This window comes from Pseudomonas sp. ASL8, from assembly GCF_056680355.1.
Map to the genome: position 1 here is coordinate 3,454,068 of NZ_CM155278.1, position 20,536 is coordinate 3,474,603.

A 20,536-nucleotide genomic window follows, 5' to 3' on the forward strand; every position below is an offset into this window, starting at 1 on the left:
AACCAACACTTGGAGACAGACCGATCATGAAAACCAGGATTCGCTTCACCTCTCTTGCCTTGGCCCTGATGTTCAGTAGCGGGGCCGCTCTGGCCGATTTGAAAATTGGCGTGAGCATGTCGCAGTTCGACGATACCTGGCTCACCTACTTGCGCGAATTCATGGATAAAAAAGCCAAGTCGATGCCGGACGGCGTCAGTCTGCAATTCGAAGACGCCCGCAGCGACGTGGTCAAACAGTTGAGTCAGGTCGAGAACTTCATCAGCCAGAAAGTCGACGCCATTGTGGTCAACCCGGTGGACACCGCCGCCACCCAAAAAATTACCGCCGCTGCGGTCAAGGCCGGTATCCCGCTGGTTTATGTCAACCGCAGACCCGATGATCTGAACCTGCCCAAGGGCGTGGTCACGGTCGCCTCCAATGACCTGGAGGCCGGTCAGATGCAGATGCAGTACCTGGCCGACAAGATGGGGGGCAAAGGCAATATTGTGATCCTGCTGGGGGATCTGGCGAACAACTCCACCCAGAACCGCACCAAAGGCGTTAAAGAGGTGCTCGCCAATTATCCGGACATCAAGATTACCCAAGAGCAGACCGGCACGTGGCTGCGTCAGAAGGGCATGGACCTGACCAACGACTGGATTACCCAGGGCAAAAAGTTCGACGCGGTTGTCGCCAACAATGACGAAATGGCGATTGGCGCTTCCATGGCACTCAAACAGGCGGGCGTTGAACAGGGCTCGGTCTTGATCGCGGGTATCGACGGCGCGCCTGATGGCTTGCACGCGGTGAAGAAAGGGACGCTGACCATGTCGGTGTTCCAGGATGCCAAGGGCCAGGCCGATGGCTCGATCGACACCGCGGTGAAAATGGCCAGGCACGAGCCCGTGGAACAAGCCGTCTGGGTGCCCTATCGCTTGATCACCCCGGAAAATGTCGATTCGTTCAAATAGCAGCTCTTTTGCCTCTTCCCAAAAATAAGAATGTCGCTTGAGGAGCCTGTCACATGTTTGCTTCAGCTACTGCTTCGAGTACCGCCAGGGCCGATCGATCGGCTGGCGCTGCTGCGACCGATACTGCCGATGTGCCCTATCTGTTGGAAATCATCAACGTCAGCAAAAGCTTCCCCGGCGTGTTGGCCCTGTCCAATGTGCAACTGCGCGTGCGCCCCGGTTCGGTGCTGGCGTTGATGGGCGAAAACGGCGCCGGTAAATCCACCTTGATGAAGATCATCGCCGGGATCTACCAGCCCGACAACGGCGAGCTGCGCCTGCGTGGCAAACCCGTCAGCTTCGACACACCGCTAGCCGCGTTGCAGGCCGGGATCGCGATGATCCATCAGGAACTCAACCTGATGCCGCACATGAGCATCGCCGAAAACATCTGGATCGGCCGTGAGCAACTCAATGGCCTGCACATGATTGATCACCGGGAAATGTTCCGCTGCACCGCCGCGTTGCTCGAGCGTTTGCGCATCAATCTCGATCCGGAGGAGTTGGTGGGCAACCTGAGCATCGCCGAGCGGCAGATGGTGGAGATCGCCAAGGCGGTGTCTTACGACTCCGACATTCTGATCATGGATGAACCGACGTCGGCCATTACCGACAAGGAAGTCGCCCACCTGTTCTCGATCATTGCCGACCTCAAGGCGCAGGGTAAAGGCATCATCTATATCACCCATAAAATGAACGAGGTCTTCAGCATCGCCGATGAAGTGGCGGTGTTTCGCGATGGTGCTTATATCGGCCTGCAGCGTGCTGACAGCATGGATGGTGACAGCCTGATTTCAATGATGGTCGGTCGTGAGCTGACACAGTTGTTCCCAGTACGTGAAAAGCCGATTGGCGACCTGCTGATGTCAGTGCGCGATCTGCGTCTGGATGGGGTGTTCCAGGGCGTTTCGTTTGATCTGCACGCGGGCGAAATTCTGGGGATCGCCGGGCTGATGGGTTCCGGGCGGACCAATATCGCGGAAACCATTTTTGGTATCACCCCCAGTGACGGTGGTGATATTCAGCTAGACGGCGTCAGCGTGCGTATCAGTGACCCGCACCTGGCCATCGAAAAAGGCTTCGGCCTGCTAACCGAGGATCGCAAGCTCAGCGGCCTGTTTCCCTGCTTGTCAGTGCTGGAAAACATGGAAATGGCGGTGTTACCGCACTACGCCGATGGCGGGTTTATCCAGCAAAAAGCCCTGCGCACGTTGTGCGAGGACATGTGCAAGAAACTGCGGGTGAAAACCCCGTCGCTGGAACAGTGCATTGACACCTTGTCCGGTGGCAACCAGCAAAAGGCTCTGCTTGCACGCTGGCTGATGACCAATCCACGGGTGCTGATCCTTGATGAGCCGACCCGTGGCATCGATGTCGGCGCCAAAGTGGAGATCTATCGATTGATTTCCTATCTGGCCAGCGAAGGCATGGCGGTCATCATGATTTCCTCGGAGTTGCCCGAAGTTCTGGGCATGAGTGACCGGGTCATGGTCATGCATGAGGGCGAGATGATGGGCATGCTCGACCGTAGCGAAGCGACCCAGGAGCGAGTGATGCACCTCGCCTCTGGTCATTCTGTTCACTAGCGGGTCAGCACGCAGCAGACCATGAGGATTAACCGCAATGAACGCGATTCTGGAAAATAAACCCACCGTAGCGGCGGTCAAATCGAAGCGACGCTTGCCCACTGAATTGAGCATTTTTCTGGTGCTGATCGGTATCGGTCTGGTCTTCGAAGTATTTGGCTGGATCGTTCGCGATCAGAGCTTTCTCTTTAACTCTCAGCGTCTGGTGTTGATGGTCCTGCAAGTGTCGATCATTGGTCTGCTGGCCATCGGCGTGACCCAGGTCATCATTACCACCGGTATCGATTTATCCTCGGGTTCGGTGCTGGCGCTGTCGGCAATGATCGCTGCCAGTCTGGCGCAAACCTCGGACTTTACCCGGGCCGTGTTCCCATCGCTCACCGATCTGCCAGTGTGGATTCCGATAGTCGCGGGGCTGGGGGTGGGGCTGCTGGCAGGGGCGATCAACGGCAGCATCATTGCCATCACCGGGATTCCGCCGTTCATTGCGACCCTGGGCATGATGGTGTCGGCGCGCGGGGTGGCGCGTTTCTACACGTCAGGCCAGCCGGTGAGCATGCTGTCGGATTCGTACACCGCCATCGGTCAGGGGGCGATGCCGGTCATCATTTTCCTGGTAGTCGCGGTGATTTTTCACATCGCCCTGCGTTATACCAAATACGGTAAATATACCTACGCCATCGGTGGCAACATGCAGGCGGCGCGAACGTCGGGGATCAACGTCAAACGGCACTTGATCATCGTCTACAGCATCGCGGGCTTGTTGGCCGGGCTGGCGGGGGTGGTGGCTTCGGCGCGGGCGGCAACGGGGCAGGCCGGTATGGGCATGTCTTACGAGCTGGACGCGATCGCTGCTGCGGTGATCGGCGGCACCAGCCTGGCCGGGGGCGTGGGGCGCATCACCGGAACCGTGATCGGTGCGTTGATCCTGGGGGTCATGGCCAGCGGATTCACGTTCGTCGGCGTCGACGCTTATATCCAGGACATCATCAAGGGATTGATCATCGTGGTCGCGGTGGTGATCGACCAATACCGCAACAAACGCAAAATAAAACGCTGAGTCAGTGCCGACGAATGGGGCGCTGCGGCGTGTCAGGGACAGTGCTTTCGCCGACGAACGGGCCCTTCTGGGCCCTTTTCTGTTTCCTTACGCGACTAGTTGAGCAAATCCGCGTCAATTATGTTGCTGAGTCAACACGCCGGCCTTAGACTGCCGCCCCTCATAAATTGAGTGTCAGGTGGCCCTTGGAGACGATGGCGCTTTTTCGGCAACGCTGAACCGCTCCTTAATTCGCCTTAATGCACGTATTTTTTATAGAGAAATCAATGACAAAGGACAAGTTGCTGGCGATGCCGGCCGATGACTACATGAATGCCGAGCAGCACGCTTTCTTCGTCGAGCTGCTGCAAGGCATGAAAGTCGAGATCCATGCGCGAATCGAGCAGAGTCGTATCGCTATCGAAAGCCTGGACACGCCTTCCGACCCTGCTGATGCGGCGTCGGTCGAAGAAGAGCGCCACTGGTTGGTCAACGTGATTGATCGTGATCAGCGCATGCTTCCTCAGCTGGAGATGGCCCTTGAACGAATTGGCAACGACAGCTTTGGCTGGTGCGAAGACAGCGGCGAGGCGATTGGCCTCAAGCGCCTGCTGATCAGCCCGACCACTAAGTACTGCATCGAAGCTCAAGAACGTCACGAGCAAATCGACAAGCACCAGCGTCAGGCCTGATCGGCTCTGGCGTTTGCTTTATAGGGGCATTCAAATGCCCCGGTAGAGTTGCGCCTGTTGTTCTATCCGTCTGAGCACGTCTTCACCCGTTAAATATTACCTGTCGATCTAGCACTAACGACTCATGGCTAATGGTTGTTGTCTGGCGTTTAATGCAGACAAATAACGATAAGTACAGGTGGGTGATAAACATGGCTGGAGACGGACTTCTCGTAGGGACGCTTGCGTCGCAGGCTCAGTCCCCTGAACTGACCCCCCTTAAAAAATCGCCCTGGCTCGCACCGTTATTGCAGAGTCTGGCGCTGTGCCTGTTATTGCTGGCGATGGCCTTTAGCGGTTTGTCGGTCTACGTGTGCTTGCCAGTGGCGGTGTTGCTGATCTGGCTGCCGCGCTTGCTGACCCGTCAGCCTTCTTCGGTCGTGGCCCAGAGCAGCGGCACCGATATCGCCCAGCTGACCCGCGACTTGTCCCGTACCACCAGCCATAACGCGCTCTCTGCGGCAGGCGTGGCCTTTTCCGTACGCCAGCTGGCGGCCAGGATTCAGTCGCAGCTCGATGCCGCCGAGCAGATTGTCAGCAGCGCCGACGTGATGATCACTACCGAGCAGGCGACCTCCCAGCTCAGCCAGCAAGCGCTCACGGCGGCCAGCGAGGCCAGGCAGAGCAGTGATGCCGGACGCACCGTACTGGCTGAATCCATCACCCGTATGCACCAACTGAGCAAGCGTGCCATTGGCAGCCGTGAGCTGATCGAAGCCCTCAGCCAGCGCAGCGAAGAAATTCAACGTGTCACCCTGGTTATTCAGTCGATTGCCAGTCAGACCAATCTGCTCGCGCTCAATGCCGCCATCGAAGCTGCCCGTGCGGGCGAGCACGGGCGTGGCTTTGCCGTGGTCGCTGATGAGGTGCGCGGTCTGGCCGGTCGTACCGCCAGTGCCACTGAGGAAGTCGGGCAGATGGTGGCTGACATTCAGCAGCGCACCGGACAAGTGGTCGAGCAGATCCGACAGCTGTCCACTGATCTGGACAGCGGCGTGGAGCAGGTCGAACACACCGGCAAGCATTTGGAAAACATTGCTCGCCTGGCGGCCGGTGTAGAGGCACAAGTCAACGGGATTGCTGCGGGTGCACAGAACAATCAGGAGCAACTGAGCGGATTGTTTACCGCTGTAGAGCAAATGCGCAGTGATTTGGCGATCAGTGACGAGCAGACGCGGCAACTGGCCAGCGCCGCGGTGCAGATGGAGGGGCAGGCAGAGAGCATCAGTGAGCGCCTGGCCCAGGTCGGGCTGGACGATTATCACCAGCGTATCTATGACCTCGCCCGCGAAGGTGCCCGCCAGATAGCCGCGCAATTCGAAGCCGATATCGAGCAGAACCGCATCAGCGTCGAGGACCTGTTCGATCGCAGTTATCAATTGATTCCCAAGACGTCGCCGAGCAAGTTCCAGACGCGATTTGATCGTTATACCGATCAGGTGCTTCCGTCGATCCAAGAGCCGATTTTGCCGAGCCACGAGGGTCTGGTCTTTGCCATTGCCTGTACGCAGCAAGGCTACGTACCGACGCATAACAAGGTGTTCAGCCAGCCGTTGACCGGTGACATCAAGCTCGACACGGTGCAGAACCGCACCAAGCGCAAGTTCGATGACCGCACGGGCATTCGTTGTGGCAGCCATCAACAGCCGGTACTGCTGCAAACCTACACCCGCGATACCGGCGAACTGATGCACGACTTGTCGGTGCCGATCATGGTCAAGGGGCGCCATTGGGGCGGCCTGCGCCTGGGCTACAAGCCCGAAGGTCTGCCGCAACCCAAGCGCGGGTAGGGCCTTTCTGAATGTTCAGGCGATTCCACCTCCCAAGGGCCGGGAATCGCCCTCGAAATATGTCTGCCGCCGATGATGGGTTTTTGATGGCTTCATTCAAATGAATGCAGTCGTTACGTCGTTTAATCGGCTTTATTCGTCTGCCTTGCAAGACTTATTAGTTAATTGACTCTCTAACTTCTTTGTTGTGTGTGGGACGATTCTGAAATCGTCTTGAGTGCCTTGACGCCTGTGTATGGCTGAGCAAGCTGTTTTAAATCAGAAGTGTTTATTGATTTAAGCCGGCTGATTTTCAGCGGTGTCATACAGGGCGAAAATACCATGAGCGTGATAGAAACAACCCAGCAGGCTGCGGGCAGCGGTGCCCCGGAAATGCGCCGTGTTACGCTGCGCATCGGTCTGTTTTTCGACGGGACAGGCAACAATCGGATCAATAGCCACATCGCGGCTCGTTGCCGTGCGCAGGTCGTGATAAATAACGCACACATCAGGGAGTGCGCGGGGCGCCATACCCAGCCTGCCAGTAGCTACAGTAATGATCTAAGCAATGTGGCCAGGTTGTATGAGCTTTATTCTCGGCAGTCCAAAGTAAGGGCTACGAAGAATGGAGGGTGCGCGTGCTGGCCGATTTATATAAGCGGCATCGGCACAACGTCCGGGAAGTGCGATTCAGTGTGGGCTGGCCAAAGTTTCGGACGTGGCAGCACGGGTGTCATCGCCAAGGTTGCCAGGGGCGTTAAAAAGCTGGGTGCCGTGCTCGACGCTTTCAAGGCCGAGAACCCAGGGTGCGTTATCGAGGGGCTGGAGCTCGATCTTTTCGGCTTCAGTCGCGGTGCTGCAGCCGCCCGGCACTTTGCCAATGAAGTGTTGAAGCAGGCAAAAGGTGCCCTTGGCCCCTTACTCGACCAGAAGCAAATCCCATGGAGTCCAGATTTCGCCTGGCATAACGCAAGCGTGAGATTGAAAGTGATCGGCTTGTTCGACACCGTCGCGGCCATGGGTAGTCTCAAAGATTGGGGTAATGTTCGGGACGCCGCGAACCGGGGGATCAACCTCTACCTGCCTCCAGGGTCGGCACAACAGGTGTTGCACTTGGTCGCTGGCGATGAGTTGCGGCGTAACTTCGCCTTGAACAGCATCGCCCCGGACTGGCCGAGGGAGGTCGTGGTGCCAGGGGCGCACTCGGACGTTGGCGGTGGCTATCATCCGCAGGTGTGGGAAAAGCTATTTCTGACCCGACCGCGCCGAAGCATCGTAAGCCTCGATACGAACTGTCACGCCAGCGCTGCCTGGCTGGAAAGTGAGTTGGATCTGCAGGCGATTGATGCCAGTCAATGGCTCGATCCTCTGGATGTGGGGGCTTCGTTGTGCGTCGAATGTTGTGAGAACTATCCCGGCGCAGGCAGCAACAAGGTCGGCGTTAAAGCTGTCCTGGCCGCTGTGAGTCTGGAACGTCGTGTATTCGGCCATCTTTCCAGGGTCTATTTGCGCGTGATGCACGCGCTGGCCTGTGCCGAGGGGGTGCCTCTGGGGCCGATACCGGACACCCCCGAGTTGAGGCTTGTACCCGAGTTGCAAGTGGTTGCGCAAAAGCTGATTGCCTACGCCAAGGGCGGCCCCGACACGCTCGATGAAAGTGAGCGGCGCATGTTGCGCCAGCGCTATATCCATCGCTCCGCTCACTGGAACGCCGCAGTCGTTAGTGGTGGCAGTCTGAGTGACGCCGTTTTCGTCCATGCGCCTCAGCCTGGCGGACGTGTTCATCACCCCCACGTCAGCCAGCCCGGTTATCCCCGATAAGGTGTCCCCGATGAAGTATCAGCAAAGGGTTGGGCGAAGAGCCAGTCCTGGGGTTTTGTTACAGGTTATGTAACGAAGCTATGCGGGCGATAGCTTTTTCCCGGCTGGGCAAGTCTCTATGATGGCGCCATCGTTAGGTTGCTTGTGAAGTCCGGGGAGAATGCTCATGCACAGCAAAGTCGATGTCGCCGTGATGATAGGTACAGGGGTTCCCCTTTCAATGCGTGCTCAGGGGCGTCGCGTTTGTTGGGTGGTCTTGCTCAACGGAGAGCGCCGAGGAACCGCTTTTTCCACCCGCAGCGAAGCCGAAGAGTGCCGCGCTGCATGGGCCGCTCAATTGTCGATAGCGGCCTGATCGAGCGGTCGATGCGGCGTTGGTACTACTTGGCCTGATGCAGCCGCTCATTGAGTTCATCTACAACGAGCGCCCATTCGGCGTCTTCGCGCAATTCTTCTTTCAGGAATCGCGCCTGTTGCGGTGTCCAGAAGTCGGCCTCGGAGAGCTTGATGTTTTCTGGCAGAAAGTGGCTGGAGACGAATGCATCGATACTGGCCGGGTCTGACTCAAGGCCCAGTTGTTCGAAGAGGGTGGCCAGCGTAGGCGTAGTCAATTCCATGTGATCTCCTTGACGGGAAAACCCCGTGCGGTGGTGGGCGCCGTTAATGTCGTTAATAAAACGGTGGCAACGTATCAGAGGCCAGCGCCCGGCAAGAGTTCGACGGGATAAGCGGGCAGTGACAGATTCTTCTCGTACTTGATCCTGAGCGCCGATGACCAGTAACGGTAACCGGCGAGTACTGGCCCCTTCCGACGGCAGTGAACTAGAGGCTCAAAGCACCTGCATCGACCGCTTCTTTCAAGGCTTTGGCAGCTTCTTTTGCGGCAGTCGCAGCGACATCCGCTGTTTTGAACCACCGGTCTTTTTCGACTTGGTGGTAGCTGATTGCGTTTTTTGCTTCTTTGGCGCGCATCACGATTACAGCCTGGAACTCGCCGTCGACTTCCTTGGCTTCGCCCCAGATGAAGAACTCGCCAATATCAAATTCAATCACTATTACCTTCCCATGGATGACGAGTTACTACTCTACGGCACGCAGGCGTATCGTCTGTCTTTTTTTGATGTTGGCGAGTATGGCAGTTGTTGAGGTAGACAGGCGGGGTTTAGTACTTATGATGACGAATGACAGGTTATCGGGGCCGGGTCCTAACGAGTGGATTTCTGTTTTTCGCGTCGTCGCCGGACGAAAGGTATATACCCTGTAGGGGGGGCTAGCCGGTAGAATCGCGTTTTTATTCCTGACTTCGTTGCCTGCTATCCTCTGGCAACCGAAAGCGTGATTTCCTGCAAGGCTGGACGCCCGGGTGGCGAGACGCCGAGTCGGTTATCCATTAATATTCTGTGCGGGGTTGTTGGCAGGCATCCGGGCTATAAGTTGACGATCCTCTTCGAAACGTCAGGGATGCTGGATCAAGGTCAGTCAATAATTTTTGTGCGACGAACAGGGACGATAAATAGCTGTATCCACCCCGTTTTGTGTGGTGCTCGAACGTTGTCGGGCAAGATCATTTTCAAGTTAGAGGACTCTTCATTGGCAGTAAGTAATCTGGATATGCACGCATTATTCGTGCTTGGCGATCTTCGTGCCAAGCTGGTCAAGCAGTTCCAATCCCGTTTTGTCTATGTCACCGAGCAAACCGCCGAAGGCATTTACATCGCTGAAATTGATACCGAAACCGCGTTGGTGGTAGACGACAAACCGCGTCTGGAACTCAAAGTAGGCGATCACTTTCGTGCAGCCGTATTGCCCAGCCGTGAAGGTGGCAAGTTCGAACTGAAGTTTCGCGATATCAAGTTGACCGTCTATGGCCTGGGTGATTACGCCTACGTTAATACACCCGACGGCCACGGTATTGTGTTCAAGGAAGGTCATGCCGTGGTCACGGTCTTTGCCGCCAACGAGCAGTTGCAAGGTACGTTGAGCAAGACCTTGAAAGCCGTTACCGGCAAAGCCGCGAAATGGCGCAAGGGTGAGCTGACATTCAAGGCCAGTGAATAACACGAGAACAAGACGCTACGGTTTGCCCGAGCGTGAACGCGCGTACACCTTGTTAAGGCAACCACTCGAAGCCGGGTTCCGACGAAAAGGAACCTCTACTCCGATCTGCTGACAGAGTATTTTGAAGCCTTGGCTTCTCGTGCTCAGGCGAAGCTGTTTCCGGAAAAGATTGATTCGAGCTGCACAAGCATGAGAGGAATTCGTGCGCTATTGGTCAGCCTCGGCGATATCGTAAAGGGCGCGACTGAAGGCTGGTGGCTGCCCGCAGACATTGCGACCAAGGTCAGCGCCAGCTTGAAATGAGGCGGTGCAGCTGACATGCCGCGAATCAGCTGCCGCCCGAATCACCTTCGCTACGATCGCCACTGACCTCTGGCGGTACGTCATCCCCCGCCATGCGTTTGCGGAACAGTCCGGTACGGGCCAGCAGCAGGGTAGTGACCGGCACGGTGATAGACAGCAGTACCGGGATCAACCAGGCATGAATCACCGGTTCGGATTTAAGCGCCGAAAAATAGATGATCGACGCCAGCGCTACGCACCATGCGCCCAAGGTGGACGCCAATGCGGGTGGGTGCATGCGCTGAAAGAAGTCTTTCATGCGCAGCAGACCGAGGGCGCCGGTCAGGGCGAACAGGCTGCTGGCGACTAATAGCGCCGCAGTGATGATCTCGACCCAGAACGGCAGCACGCTGAGCGAATTCATTCGATCACCTCGCCGCGCAGCAGGAACTTCGCCAGCGCGAAGGAGGCGACGAAGCCGAACAGGGCAATCAACAGCGCGGCCTCGAAGTACATGTCGCTGGCGTAGCGGATGCCCAGCACCAGCATCATCAACATGGCGATGATGTACAGGTAGTCCAGAGCGAGGACCCGATCCTGTGCGGACGGGCCCTTGAACAGCCGAATAAAGGTCAGCACCATCGCCAGCACGAAGATGAACAGGCTGAGCAAAATGGCGTTGGAGAGCAGGGCACTCATTGGAAAATCTCCATCAGCGGGCGTTCGTAACAGTGCTTAAAGTGCTCGATGAACTGCGCCTCATCGTTCAGATCGAACACATGCATCAGCAACACGCTACGGTCCAGCGCCAGTTCGGACCACACCGTGCCCGGAATGACCGTAGTGATCATCGACAAGGCCGCCAGGCCATTGGCATCACGCAGGTCAAGCGGCACTTTGACGAACGCTGAGCGGGGTGGTCGCCGTTTAGCGTTCCATACCGTCCAGCTCACGGCAATGTTCGATGACACCACGTCGCATCCCACCCGCAGGAACAATTTCAGCATCACGCCTGGCCTGCGAATCCGTACCGGCAGGGGGCGCAACGGCTTCATCAGTAGGGGTGCGAAAACCCCAAGCAGTGCGCCGAGCAACAGATTGCCGGGGCTGAAGGACAGATTCAGCACCAGCCATAGCGACCAGAGCGCCAGCGATAGCCACGGGGCCGGGAACAGACGCTTCATGGCTGCACCTGCTGGGCGGCGGTGGTTGGACCGGGCAGTGGGCGGGTGGCCATGACTGACAGCACGTATTGCTGCGGGTCATGCAGGGCCGCCGCAGTGTCTTGGGTGTAGCGCAGCAGCGGCTCGGCTTTGAACGTGAGCGCAATGCACAAGCCCAACAGGATCAGGATGGGCAGGCACTCATTGCGCCGCAGCGTGGGCGAAGGTCGCTCTCTCGGAGCCCAGAAACGCTGAATGCCGACGCGAGAAAAGGCGATCAGCGAGGCCAGCCCGGAGAAGATCAACAGGCTAATCAGCGCCCAACTGGGACCTGAAACCGATTCGTCCTTGGCCACATCCAGCCCCAGTGGATTGAGCAAGGCACTGAGCAACGTCAGCTTGCCAATAAAACCGGACAGAGGCGGCATGCCAATGATCAATAAGGCGCAAGCAATGAAGCTCAGTCCAAGGAAGGCCATGGTTCTAGGAATCACCTGACCGACCACGGCTTTCTGTTCCTCATCGAGGTTTATACCCGGCAGTGGTTGCACCGATTGCACCGGGCGAGGCCGCTCCGCGTCTTCGAAGAGGGGGATTTCTTTGTCTGAACGCGAGCGTTCTATCAGTTCGGCCAGCAGAAACAGGGCACTTAGGGTCAGGGTCGAACTGACCAGATAGAACAGGGCGCCAGCGGTCAGGCTGGGTTGGGCAAAGCCGATGGCCGACAGCAGGATACCTGCCGACACCAGAATGCTCAGACTGCCCAGGCGCTCCAGACGTTGTGCGGCAAGAATCGCTACGGCGGCCGTGAAAATTGTCGCCATGCCGCCATAGATCAGCCAGTCACCGCCAAAAAACGCTGAGGCGCCTGCTTGCCCGGAAAATAGCAGGGTCCAGAGCCGCAGCACGGTGTAGACACCGACTTTGGTCATGATCGCGAACATCGCTGCCACGGGCGCGCTGGCTGCCGAGTAGGCCGGCACCAGCCAGAAGTTCAGCGGCCACATGCCAGCCTTGGCCAGGAACGCCGTGGCAAGAATAGCGGCGCCGGCATGCAATAGGCCGCGATCGGATTCGGGCACTAACGGGATCTTTATCGCCAGATCGGCCATGTTCAGGGTGCCGGTGACGCCATAAATCAGCGCCGCTCCAATCAGGAACAACGACGAGGCCACCAGATTGATGGTGATGTAATGCAGCCCTGTCGAGACGCGTGCGCGTCCCGAACCGTGGAGCATCAGCCCATAAGACGCGGCCAGCAGCACCTCGAAGAACACAAACAGGTTGAACAGGTCGGCGGTCAGGAAGGCGCCATAAAGGCCCAACAGCTGGATCTGGAACAAGGCATGAAAGCTGGCGCCGGCCCGGTCCCAGCGGGCCAGGGCGAAGAGCAGGGCACAGACACCGATGATCCCGGTCAGCACCAGCATCAGCGCGGAAAGATGATCGACCACCAGCACGATGCCAAAAGGCGCTTCCCAGTTACCCGGCAGGTATACGCCGATGGAGCCCGTGGTACCTGCCTGCTGGACCCCTATCAACAAACTGATCGAGATCGCCAGCCCAAGTAAGGTGGAGAGCAGGTTGATTCGGGCTTTCAACGGACGATGCTTTTCGCCGAGCATCAACATCAGGGCGGCGGTCAGCAGGGGGAGCAGAATGGGGGCGACGATCAGTTGATTCATCAACGTCATTCTTTAGGCTCCCGACCATCCACGTGGTCGGTGCCGGTCAGGCCTCGCGAGGCCAGTAGCAGTACCAGAAACAGAGCGGTCATGGCGAAGCTGATGACAATCGCCGTCAAGACCAGGGCTTGCGGCAGGGGGTCGGTGTAATTGAGCAAGTCTTGCGGCACTCCGTCCTTGATGATCGGTTCCTTGCCGATAAACAGGCTGCCCATGCTGAAGATGAACAGGTTGACCCCGTAGGACAGCAAGCACAGGCCCATCACCACTTGAAAGGTTCGAGGTCGCAGGATCAGCCAGACGCCTGAGGCCACCAGTACACCGATGGCGATTGCGATGACTTCTTCCATCAGGCGGCTCCTTGCGTTGCTATGGGTTTGGGCTGCGAGGTCGGTCGATGGCTTCGCACCGATTGGTGAGCCAAGGCCGTGAGGATCAGCAGCGTCGAGCCGACTACCACGGCGTACACGCCGATATCGAAGAACAGCGCGCTGGCGAAGTGGATATCGCCCAGCAGCGGCAATTGCAGGTGCGCGGTATGGGTGGTCATGAACGGGTAGCCGAGTGCCATCGAACCCAGTCCGGTGAACATCGCAAAAAACATCCCGGTGCCCATCCAGCGCAGTGGACGCAGACTCATTTGCGCCTCCACCCACTGCGTTCCTGCCACCATGTATTGAAGAATGAAGGCCACGGACATCACCAGTCCGGCGACGAATCCGCCGCCTGGCAAGTTGTGCCCGCGCATGAACAGGTACATCGACACCACGAAGGCAATCGGCAACAACAAGCGCACCAGCACAGCCGGCACCATCATGAAGCCCAATGCGGTGTCACTGGCGCTACGCGGATTAACCAGGTCGGTGACCACGTCACGCGCCAGCAAGCGCTGCTGAGCGGGCAGCGGAATGCTTTCCTTGGGAGGGCGGAAACGTCTTAACAACGCGAATATCGTCAGGGCGACGGCCGCCAATACAGTGATTTCGCCCAAGGTATCGAAGCCGCGGAAGTCCACCAGCATCACGTTTACCACGTTGCTGCCGCCACCTTGAGGCAGGGCGCGGCTGAGATAGAACGAGGAGATCGTATTGGGCGTTGGCCGAGTCAGCATCGCATAAGACAGCAGCGCCATGCCGCCACCGACCAACACTGCCAGCAGCAAGTCACGCAGACGGCGTGCCCGAGCCTGGCTGAGGGTGCTCGGCAGTGGCGCGACGTTTTCGTTGCGTCGTGGCAGCCAGCGCAGGCCCAGCAGAATCAGCACGGTGGTGACTACCTCCACCACTAACTGGGTCAGGGCCAGGTCCGGGGCAGAGAACCAGACGAAGGTGATGCAGATCATCAATCCGCAGACGCTGACCATGGTCAATGCCGCGAGACGGTGATATTTGGCCTGCCATGCGGCGCCCAGTGCGCAGGCAATCGCAATCAGCCACAGCGTCACGAACACCGCCGAGCCTGGAATCTTTGGTCGATCACCCCAGGTCAGGCCACTGTGGTAGAGCGGAATCAGTCCGCCAACGAAAGCGACCAGGACCAGCAGAAATAGCTGGGCCTGCAGGCGGCGGGTGCTGATCTTTCGCTCGAAACGCCGTGCGCAACGCACCATCAATACCAGGCTGCGCTCGAACAGATGCTTGCCATTGAGGCGGGAGACCAGGGGCGCACCGGTAAATCGCTCCTGTTTGAAGGCCGGGCGCAACAGCAGATACAGCACGATGCCGCCGACCATGGCCAGCAGGCTCATGATCATCGGCGTATTCCAGCCATGCCAGATCGCCAGGTTGTATTCGGGCAGCGTGCCCCCCACGACCGGCCGCGCGGCAGTGGCCAACAGCGGGCCCACGGACTGCGCGGGGAAGATGCCGACGATCAGGCAGGCCAGCACCAGTAGTTCAACAGGTGCGCGCATCCAGCGTGGCGGTTCGTGAGGTGTATGGGGCAGGTCGGTGGCTTTTGGGCCGAAAAATACATCCACGGTAAAGCGCAGCGCATAGACAACGCTGAAGCTCCCGGCAATGGTCGCGATGACAGGCAGAGCCATCTCGACCCACGCGGTAGAGGAGATGAACACGGTCTCGGCGAAGAACATTTCCTTGGAAAGAAAGCCGTTCAGCAGCGGAATCCCGGCCATTGACGCACTGGCGACCATGGCCAGGGTGGCGGTATACGGCATCATCTTGATCAGGCCGCTGAGCCGCCGAATGTCGCGGGTACCGCTTTCATGGTCGATGATCCCGGCGGCCATGAACAGCGAGGCCTTGAAGGTGGCGTGATTGAGAATATGGAACACTGCCGCCACGGCGGCCAACGGACTGTTCAGGCCAAGTAGCAGGGTGATCAGGCCCAGATGGCTGATAGTCGAGTAGGCCAGCAGGCCTTTGAGGTCGGTCTGGAAAATCGCTGTGTAGGCACCCAACAGCAACGTGCAGGCGCCGGCCCCGCCGACGATCCAGAACCATTCTTCAGTGCCCGACAATACCGGCCAGAATCGCGCCAGCAAAAATACCCCGGCCTTGACCATGGTCGCTGAGTGCAGGTAGGCCGAAACCGGGGTTGGTGCGGCCATGGCGTGGGGCAGCCAGAAGTGAAAAGGGAACTGCGCGCTCTTGCTCAAGGCGCCAATCAGTATCAACGGCAGCAACACCGGGTACAGGGCGTGGGCACGAATTTCGTCACCCGCCGCCAGCACTTTGTCCAGATCATAGCTGCCGACCACATGGCCGAGCAGCATGACCCCCACCAATAAGGCGAGGCCGCCAGCCCCGGTGACCACCAGCGCCATGTAGGCGCCTCGGCGGGCGTCGGCGCGATGGTGCCAGTAGCCGATCAGCAAGAAAGAGAAAAGACTGGTCAGCTCCCAGAAAAATACGATCTGGATCAGATTGCCGGAGATCACCAGGCCCAGCATGGCGCCCATGAACGCGAGGAAAAAGGCGAAAAAGCGCGGCACCGGGTCATCAGGCGACATGTAATAACGCGCATACAAGGACACCAGCGCTCCGATGCCCAACACCAGTATGGAAAACAGCCAGGCAAAACCATCCATTCGCAGAACGAAGTTCAGACCCAGGCTGGGTAACCAGAAGAATTCCTGTCGAATCACGCCGCCGTCAGCGATCTGCGGGTACCACAGGGCGACCTGGACCGCGCCTATCAGACTCACGAGGCCTGCCAGGATGGATTCAGCGTTACGCGCATTGTGCGGCAAAAGGGCCGCGAGACAGCTGCCGATAAAAGGCAAAAGCAGTAGAACTATCAGGGACATAGGCTTCTAATCTGCTGGGAATTATCTGGAATCATACGTGGCAGGTCCCAGATCACCAACCCGCAAGCTGTGGCAGAATCCTACAAAGGCTGCAGGCAAGGGTAGTTGGGGGCCCGGCTTTGCGAGGGATTTGTTGTGACGGGGCGGTCGTTTTCGTGCCCTGAGGCTGTCCGTTAGCTAGGTGTTATTGGACTCAATCCGCCTCGCTCAATGCCTCACCTCGACCTTTTTCTTCTTCCACTGCCGCCTTGGCCCGCACTTTAAGCTCGCTGACAATCACTCCTGCAACGATTAACGCCGCACCGAGCAAGGCGATGGCGGGTAAGCGTTCGCCGGCCAGACGTCCGGCAATTCCGGCCCACACGGGCTCACCGGCATAGATCACGGTGGCACGGGTGGGCGAAACGGTTTTCTGCGCCCAGTTCATTGCGACTTGAATCGCCGCGCTCGCAGCCCCGAGGCCCACCGCGCTGATCACCAACAACCAGGAGAACGGTGGGAGCGGCTCTCCGGTCGGGACGACCATCAGAAACGACAACACCGAGGCGGTTGCCAGTTGCACCACAGTCACTCGCCGAACATCGACTTTGCCGGCGTAGGCGCCGATCAGAATAATTTCGCCGGCAATCGCCACCGCGCTGACCACGGTGGCTATTTCACCGGGGCTGAAATTCAGCGAGGCGCCATTAGGCCCGGACAACAGCATCAACCCGGCAAAGGCCAGGCCAATGCCCAGACTTGGCATCAAACCCGGACGACGTCCCAGCACCAGCCATTGCAACAACGGTACGAAAGGCACATACAACGCGGTGATAAAGGCAGACTGGCTGCTTGGAATGGTTTGCAGGCCGATGGTTTGCAGGCCATAGCCGAGCATGATCGACACACCGATGAAGACCCCGGCCTTGAACTCGAGCAGCGTCAGGTCGCGTAGAATTCGCAGGGAAAAAAGGGCCACGATGCTCGCGGCGGCGGCGAACCGCAGTCCGACGAAAAACAGCGGTCCACTGGAAGTCAGTGCATGCTGCACCAGCAGAAACGTCCCGCCCCAGATCACGGTGATCAGGATCAATACAGCTTCTGCTTTACTGATTCGTGGCGTCAGGCGGGTAGACTTCATGGTGTTCACCGGGCTATTGGGGCTTGCGTGTGACAAAGGTGAGACGCAGAATGCGTCGAAAGTGGGCAGTATACTGCGCAAATCGAATCAGGCGAGCAATATAGTGCACAAAGACATCGCTCAGAGAGCCCCGGTGCTACAACACGTCAGTCAGAATGTGCGCCGTTTACGCAATGCCGCAGACCTTAGTCAGAGTGCCTTGGCAGAGAAATCCGGGGTGAGCCGCAGAATGCTGGTGGCGATAGAGGCGGGCGAGAAAAACGTCAGCCTGGCAACCCTTGATCGGGTAGCCGATGCGCTGGACGTGGCATTCAGTGATTTGATCCAGGCCCCGGATGTGCGCGACCCCAGCCGCATCAACGAGGTCGCGTGGGCGGGACTGATCCCCGGCAGCAAAGCAGTGCTTCTGGCAAAGGCCGTGGCCAAGCGCGAAGTCGAATTGTGGGAGTTTTGCCTGGAGCCGGGTGAAGTTTATGCGTCGGAAGCCGACCCCGAAGGCTGGAGTGAGCAGGTCTATGTGTTCGAAGGTTGCTTGAATATCGGTCTGACCGATAGCGTCCACCGCGTTGAACGCGGCGAGTTCTACATGTTCGCCAGCAGTCAGGCCCATACCTACCGAAACGATGGATCGGTGGCTGTGCGGTTTGTGCGCAACGTGGTGCTGTGAGCCGTCCACGGAGGAGGGGTGATGGCTCGCGAACTGTTCGCCCATCAACAGCGTTTGAACACTGTGTAGGTTTGCTGGACTTTTTCACCGCCTGATTGCAGCCAAGGCCAAGAAAAGCGGTCATTTTTGATCAGGCATGCCCTGTGCAAGGTATGTGGCAGACATCACTTTTTGCTGCGCTTTTTGAAGGATAGGGGAATGACCGAGTCGCATTCAGGGCAGGCGATTTCTGCCGTCCGTACAGCCGATATTTTAATTGTAGGTGGCGGCCTGAGCGGCAGCATGTTGGCCGCGCAATTATTGAGACTGCCAGGTAAACGACGGATTTTGATTGTCGAGTCGCGCAGTGAACTGGGACGTGGCGAGGCCTACAGCGCGACTGAATTGGGCCACACCCTCAATGGCAACGCTGCACGCATGGGTGTCGATCCCGACAACCCTGATGACCTGACACAATGGCTGGGCGACTACATTGCGGCTGGCGGCTGGCCGGAGTCTGCCGAGCAACACGTACCCGTGGCAGAGCTGTTCCCGCCACGGGGTATTTTTGGTCTGTATGTGCAGCAACGATTGGCAGACGCGCGGGTGCTCGGAGCGCCATACGGATCTAGCCTGGAACATGTGCACAGCGAAGCAACTGATCTGGAAAGCAGTGACGCGGGTGTGCGTATCACCCTGAGCGATGGCAGCCAATTGCAGGGCACGTTCGCGGTGCTGGCCACAGGCATGTTCCCTGCTGCGCGCACCCCGCAACGCGAGTCCAGCGGGCTTAATGCAGCGTCTGTCGATCCTTGGGATGTCGACGCCATGCGCCAGCTCGATCCTCTGGCAAACGTACTGATCATCGGCTCGGGCCTGACCATGGTCGATGCATTGGTGTCCTTGCAACAAGCCGGGCATCGCGGGTTGATCGACGTATTTTCCCGTCACGGTCTGTTGCCCCACGTCCGCCGCCAGCCGCCGGTGTGGGTGGATTTTCTGGACGAAGATCACAGTATTCGCAGCACGCGGCAGTTACTGCGCAAGGTTCGCGAGCAATGCGAACAAGCCATTGCTGACGGGATTGATTGGCAGGCGCCGCTGGACACGGTTCGCACGCACATTGGCCGTCTTTGGTCCCAGGCCAGCGATGTGCAGCGTCGACAATTCGTTCGCCATGTGCGGCCCTGGTGGGAAAGCCATCACCATCGTTCACCGCCGCCAAGTGCAGCATTGCTGGCGCGACGTGTGGAGGAGGGACGGCTGACCATCCACGCCGCGTCATTGCAGGGGGTGGAAGTGCTGCCGACAGGACAGGTACAGATTCGCATCCGTCGTCGCGGAGAATCTGAGTCGTCGCACGTCATTGGCGATGCCTTGATTAACTCCACGGGCATCGAATACGACTGGCGTCGGGTGGACCGTGCATTGCCCAGGCAGCTTTTGGCGCGGGGCCTTGTCCGCCCAGGTCCGCTGGCGCTTGGGATTGCCGCGCAGCCCGGTGGTGCGTTGCTCGATGCGCAAGGGAACGTCTCATCGCGACTGTTCGCCATGGGCCCGCCGCTGCGCGGAATGTGGTGGGAAAGTACGGCAGTGACCGACGTTGCCAGTCAGGCCAAAGCCTTGGCGGAGCGATTGGCTTCGCTGGATAAACACTGACTCATAAAAAACGCCGCTCAGCGGATATGTGCTGAGCGGCGTTCGTTCACGTCACTGGGGTTCAATCCAGAGCGAGCGAGCAGTCCTTAGCGGATGCTGTTGATGCTGCCTTTGTTGCCAGTAACCTTGACGTTGACCTTCTTGAACAGGAAGTAGTCTTCAACGTTGACTTCGTAGCGAGGTGCGACGATCAGGTCGGAACCGGAGCTTTTCACAGCTTTGAACGCGGCGGCAGCTTTCACTGCGGAGATCGGGTCAGGCAGGCCGATTGCGGAACCGCCCGCACCACCGTAAGTAACGCCATCAGCGAACTGGGTATCGCCACCCACGCTCAGCCAGCCGAACAGGATCGTGGTAGACGATTCGCCGCTGATTTGTTCCCCGACTTTCACATCGGCTTTCAGGTCAGCGGTGACCGAGCCAGCGATCGGCGCGGTTGGCTGGCTCATGTTATAGCTCACGCAGCCGCTGGTTGTTGCGATCAGGGTGGCGACAGCGGCAGCAAGGTATAACTTCTTCATGTTTGGTGACTCCTGGTGGTTAGTGCTCGGGCATAAATAAGCCGGCGCAACCATAACGGGAGTCGATCCCTGAATCTGTCAGACGCTTCCTGCATAGAAGAAGGGTTCGTGACTAGGTTTAGTAGGGAATTTCGTACGGTAGTAAATAGTTAGTATTTTTCCCCGGAAATGCTGGGTTTGAGCGGTTGAAGAGACT

At 58.2% G+C, this 20,536-nt stretch carries 21 protein-coding genes; 10 read left to right on the forward strand and 11 right to left on the reverse strand.

Annotated elements, in window-relative coordinates; translation table 11 throughout:
* Positions 1-26 precede the first annotated feature (26 nt).
* The 5 genes from AC1MEA_RS15900 (at position 27) to AC1MEA_RS15920 (ending at position 6,138) form a co-directional block, all read left to right on the forward strand.
* Positions 27-953 carry a sugar ABC transporter substrate-binding protein gene (locus AC1MEA_RS15900; RefSeq protein WP_480416738.1) on the forward strand — a complete coding sequence of 309 codons (927 nt, stop codon included), beginning with the start codon at positions 27-29 and terminating at the stop codon, positions 951-953.
* 53 nt (positions 954-1,006) lie between these two features.
* On the forward strand, positions 1,007-2,578 hold the full coding sequence (locus AC1MEA_RS15905) for a sugar ABC transporter ATP-binding protein (protein WP_480416739.1): 1,572 nt from the start codon (positions 1,007-1,009) through the stop codon (positions 2,576-2,578).
* Between the two features lie 37 nt (positions 2,579-2,615).
* On the forward strand, positions 2,616-3,638 hold the full coding sequence (locus AC1MEA_RS15910; RefSeq protein ID WP_219061388.1) for an ABC transporter permease: 1,023 nt from the start codon (positions 2,616-2,618) through the stop codon (positions 3,636-3,638).
* 266 nt (positions 3,639-3,904) lie between these two features.
* A complete protein-coding gene (locus tag AC1MEA_RS15915) occupies positions 3,905-4,309 on the forward strand; it encodes a TraR/DksA family transcriptional regulator (RefSeq protein ID WP_219061387.1) in 405 nt (134 codons plus the stop codon).
* A gap of 590 nt (positions 4,310-4,899) precedes the next feature.
* A complete protein-coding gene (locus AC1MEA_RS15920; RefSeq protein ID WP_480918154.1) occupies positions 4,900-6,138 on the forward strand; it encodes a methyl-accepting chemotaxis protein in 1,239 nt (412 codons plus the stop codon).
* A 276-nt stretch (positions 6,139-6,414) separates the two neighbouring features.
* Here AC1MEA_RS15920 and AC1MEA_RS15925 read toward each other — a convergent pair whose 3' ends face one another.
* Positions 6,415-6,579, reverse strand: a complete 165-nt coding sequence (locus AC1MEA_RS15925; RefSeq protein ID WP_480918227.1) for a hypothetical protein — start codon at positions 6,577-6,579, stop codon at positions 6,415-6,417.
* On the opposite strand from AC1MEA_RS15925, the gene AC1MEA_RS15930 reads away from it, so the two are divergent.
* Together AC1MEA_RS15930 and AC1MEA_RS15935 are read left to right on the forward strand one after the other, a co-directional pair.
* Positions 6,511-7,938 (forward strand): T6SS phospholipase effector Tle1-like catalytic domain-containing protein, encoded by a 1,428-nt coding sequence (locus AC1MEA_RS15930; protein ID WP_480918155.1) that lies wholly within the window; start codon positions 6,511-6,513, stop codon positions 7,936-7,938. The two genes, AC1MEA_RS15925 and AC1MEA_RS15930, sit on opposite strands and share 69 nt — an antisense overlap.
* A 166-nt stretch (positions 7,939-8,104) precedes the next feature.
* Positions 8,105-8,293, forward strand: a complete 189-nt coding sequence (locus AC1MEA_RS15935; protein ID WP_480416740.1) for a hypothetical protein — start codon at positions 8,105-8,107, stop codon at positions 8,291-8,293.
* A 25-nt stretch (positions 8,294-8,318) separates the two neighbouring features.
* On the opposite strand, the gene AC1MEA_RS15940 is transcribed toward AC1MEA_RS15935, so the two are convergent.
* Together AC1MEA_RS15940 and AC1MEA_RS15945 are read right to left on the reverse strand one after the other, a co-directional pair.
* The gene (locus tag AC1MEA_RS15940) at positions 8,319-8,555 is read right to left on the reverse strand and encodes a DUF2789 domain-containing protein (protein ID WP_449635901.1); all 237 of its coding nucleotides are present in this window, start codon (positions 8,553-8,555) and stop codon (positions 8,319-8,321) included.
* 205 nt (positions 8,556-8,760) lie between these two features.
* Positions 8,761-8,991: a hypothetical protein gene (locus AC1MEA_RS15945; protein WP_449635902.1), complete on the reverse strand. Its 231-nt coding sequence runs from the start codon at positions 8,989-8,991 to the stop codon at positions 8,761-8,763.
* 537 nt (positions 8,992-9,528) lie between these two features.
* On the opposite strand from AC1MEA_RS15945, the gene AC1MEA_RS15950 reads away from it, so the two are divergent.
* The gene (locus tag AC1MEA_RS15950; protein WP_219061382.1) at positions 9,529-9,996 is read left to right on the forward strand and encodes a hypothetical protein; all 468 of its coding nucleotides are present in this window, start codon (positions 9,529-9,531) and stop codon (positions 9,994-9,996) included.
* Between the two features lie 328 nt (positions 9,997-10,324).
* Here the strand turns inward: AC1MEA_RS15950 and AC1MEA_RS15955 are convergent, their stop codons facing one another.
* The 7 genes from AC1MEA_RS15955 to AC1MEA_RS15985 all read right to left on the reverse strand — a co-directional run bounded on the left by AC1MEA_RS15955 (position 10,325) and on the right by AC1MEA_RS15985 (position 17,514).
* Positions 10,325-10,702, reverse strand: coding sequence for a Na+/H+ antiporter subunit G (locus tag AC1MEA_RS15955; RefSeq protein ID WP_480416741.1), 378 nt, complete (start codon positions 10,700-10,702; stop codon positions 10,325-10,327).
* Positions 10,699-10,977 carry a K+/H+ antiporter subunit F gene (locus AC1MEA_RS15960; protein WP_449635903.1) on the reverse strand — a complete coding sequence of 93 codons (279 nt, stop codon included), beginning with the start codon at positions 10,975-10,977 and terminating at the stop codon, positions 10,699-10,701. The genes AC1MEA_RS15955 and AC1MEA_RS15960 overlap by 4 nt, the downstream gene beginning before the upstream one ends.
* Positions 10,974-11,462, reverse strand: a complete 489-nt coding sequence (locus AC1MEA_RS15965; protein ID WP_480416742.1) for a Na+/H+ antiporter subunit E — start codon at positions 11,460-11,462, stop codon at positions 10,974-10,976. The genes AC1MEA_RS15960 and AC1MEA_RS15965 overlap by 4 nt, the downstream gene beginning before the upstream one ends.
* Positions 11,459-13,135 carry a monovalent cation/H+ antiporter subunit D gene (locus AC1MEA_RS15970; protein WP_480416743.1) on the reverse strand — a complete coding sequence of 559 codons (1,677 nt, stop codon included), beginning with the start codon at positions 13,133-13,135 and terminating at the stop codon, positions 11,459-11,461. The genes AC1MEA_RS15965 and AC1MEA_RS15970 overlap by 4 nt, the downstream gene beginning before the upstream one ends.
* A complete protein-coding gene (locus AC1MEA_RS15975) occupies positions 13,132-13,476 on the reverse strand; it encodes a Na+/H+ antiporter subunit C (protein WP_219061377.1) in 345 nt (114 codons plus the stop codon). The genes AC1MEA_RS15970 and AC1MEA_RS15975 overlap by 4 nt, the downstream gene beginning before the upstream one ends.
* Positions 13,476-16,394 (reverse strand): monovalent cation/H+ antiporter subunit A, encoded by a 2,919-nt coding sequence (locus tag AC1MEA_RS15980; RefSeq protein ID WP_480416744.1) that lies wholly within the window; start codon positions 16,392-16,394, stop codon positions 13,476-13,478. The genes AC1MEA_RS15975 and AC1MEA_RS15980 overlap by 1 nt, the downstream gene beginning before the upstream one ends.
* 193 nt (positions 16,395-16,587) lie before the next feature.
* Positions 16,588-17,514, reverse strand: a complete 927-nt coding sequence (locus AC1MEA_RS15985; RefSeq protein WP_219061375.1) for a DMT family transporter — start codon at positions 17,512-17,514, stop codon at positions 16,588-16,590.
* A gap of 103 nt (positions 17,515-17,617) precedes the next feature.
* On the opposite strand from AC1MEA_RS15985, the gene AC1MEA_RS15990 reads away from it, so the two are divergent.
* Positions 17,618-18,181, forward strand: a complete 564-nt coding sequence (locus tag AC1MEA_RS15990) for a helix-turn-helix domain-containing protein (protein ID WP_480416745.1) — start codon at positions 17,618-17,620, stop codon at positions 18,179-18,181.
* Positions 18,182-18,379: 198 nt separating this feature from the next.
* The gene (locus AC1MEA_RS15995) at positions 18,380-19,819 is read left to right on the forward strand and encodes an FAD/NAD(P)-binding protein (RefSeq protein ID WP_480416746.1); all 1,440 of its coding nucleotides are present in this window, start codon (positions 18,380-18,382) and stop codon (positions 19,817-19,819) included.
* Positions 19,820-19,905: 86 nt separating this feature from the next.
* Here the strand turns inward: AC1MEA_RS15995 and AC1MEA_RS16000 are convergent, their stop codons facing one another.
* Positions 19,906-20,340, reverse strand: coding sequence for a hypothetical protein (locus AC1MEA_RS16000; RefSeq protein WP_219061372.1), 435 nt, complete (start codon positions 20,338-20,340; stop codon positions 19,906-19,908).
* Positions 20,341-20,536: the final 196 nt, after the last annotated feature.

What these genes read in the sequence shown, in the direction of transcription:
- AC1MEA_RS15900 (WP_480416738.1), top strand. Translation starts at nt 27, where the DNA reads ATGAAAACCAGGATTCGCTTCACCTCTCTTGCCTTGGCCCTGATGTTC.
- AC1MEA_RS15905 (WP_480416739.1), top strand. Translation starts at nt 1,007, where the DNA reads ATGTTTGCTTCAGCTACTGCTTCGAGTACCGCCAGGGCCGATCGATCG.
- AC1MEA_RS15910 (WP_219061388.1), top strand. Translation starts at nt 2,616, where the DNA reads ATGAACGCGATTCTGGAAAATAAACCCACCGTAGCGGCGGTCAAATCG.
- AC1MEA_RS15915 (WP_219061387.1), top strand. Translation starts at nt 3,905, where the DNA reads ATGACAAAGGACAAGTTGCTGGCGATGCCGGCCGATGACTACATGAAT.
- AC1MEA_RS15920 (WP_480918154.1), top strand. Translation starts at nt 4,900, where the DNA reads ATGATCACTACCGAGCAGGCGACCTCCCAGCTCAGCCAGCAAGCGCTC.
- AC1MEA_RS15930 (WP_480918155.1), top strand. Translation starts at nt 6,511, where the DNA reads ATGCGCCGTGTTACGCTGCGCATCGGTCTGTTTTTCGACGGGACAGGC.
- AC1MEA_RS15935 (WP_480416740.1), top strand. Translation starts at nt 8,105, where the DNA reads ATGCACAGCAAAGTCGATGTCGCCGTGATGATAGGTACAGGGGTTCCC.
- AC1MEA_RS15940 (WP_449635901.1), bottom strand. Translation starts at nt 8,555, where the DNA reads ATGGAATTGACTACGCCTACGCTGGCCACCCTCTTCGAACAACTGGGC.
- AC1MEA_RS15955 (WP_480416741.1), bottom strand. Translation starts at nt 10,702, where the DNA reads ATGAATTCGCTCAGCGTGCTGCCGTTCTGGGTCGAGATCATCACTGCG.
- AC1MEA_RS15960 (WP_449635903.1), bottom strand. Translation starts at nt 10,977, where the DNA reads ATGAGTGCCCTGCTCTCCAACGCCATTTTGCTCAGCCTGTTCATCTTC.
- AC1MEA_RS15965 (WP_480416742.1), bottom strand. Translation starts at nt 11,462, where the DNA reads ATGAAGCGTCTGTTCCCGGCCCCGTGGCTATCGCTGGCGCTCTGGTCG.
- AC1MEA_RS15970 (WP_480416743.1), bottom strand. Translation starts at nt 13,135, where the DNA reads ATGACGTTGATGAATCAACTGATCGTCGCCCCCATTCTGCTCCCCCTG.
- AC1MEA_RS15975 (WP_219061377.1), bottom strand. Translation starts at nt 13,476, where the DNA reads ATGGAAGAAGTCATCGCAATCGCCATCGGTGTACTGGTGGCCTCAGGC.
- AC1MEA_RS15980 (WP_480416744.1), bottom strand. Translation starts at nt 16,394, where the DNA reads ATGTCCCTGATAGTTCTACTGCTTTTGCCTTTTATCGGCAGCTGTCTC.
- AC1MEA_RS15985 (WP_219061375.1), bottom strand. Translation starts at nt 17,514, where the DNA reads ATGAAGTCTACCCGCCTGACGCCACGAATCAGTAAAGCAGAAGCTGTA.
- AC1MEA_RS15995 (WP_480416746.1), top strand. Translation starts at nt 18,380, where the DNA reads ATGACCGAGTCGCATTCAGGGCAGGCGATTTCTGCCGTCCGTACAGCC.
- AC1MEA_RS16000 (WP_219061372.1), bottom strand. Translation starts at nt 20,340, where the DNA reads ATGAAGAAGTTATACCTTGCTGCCGCTGTCGCCACCCTGATCGCAACA.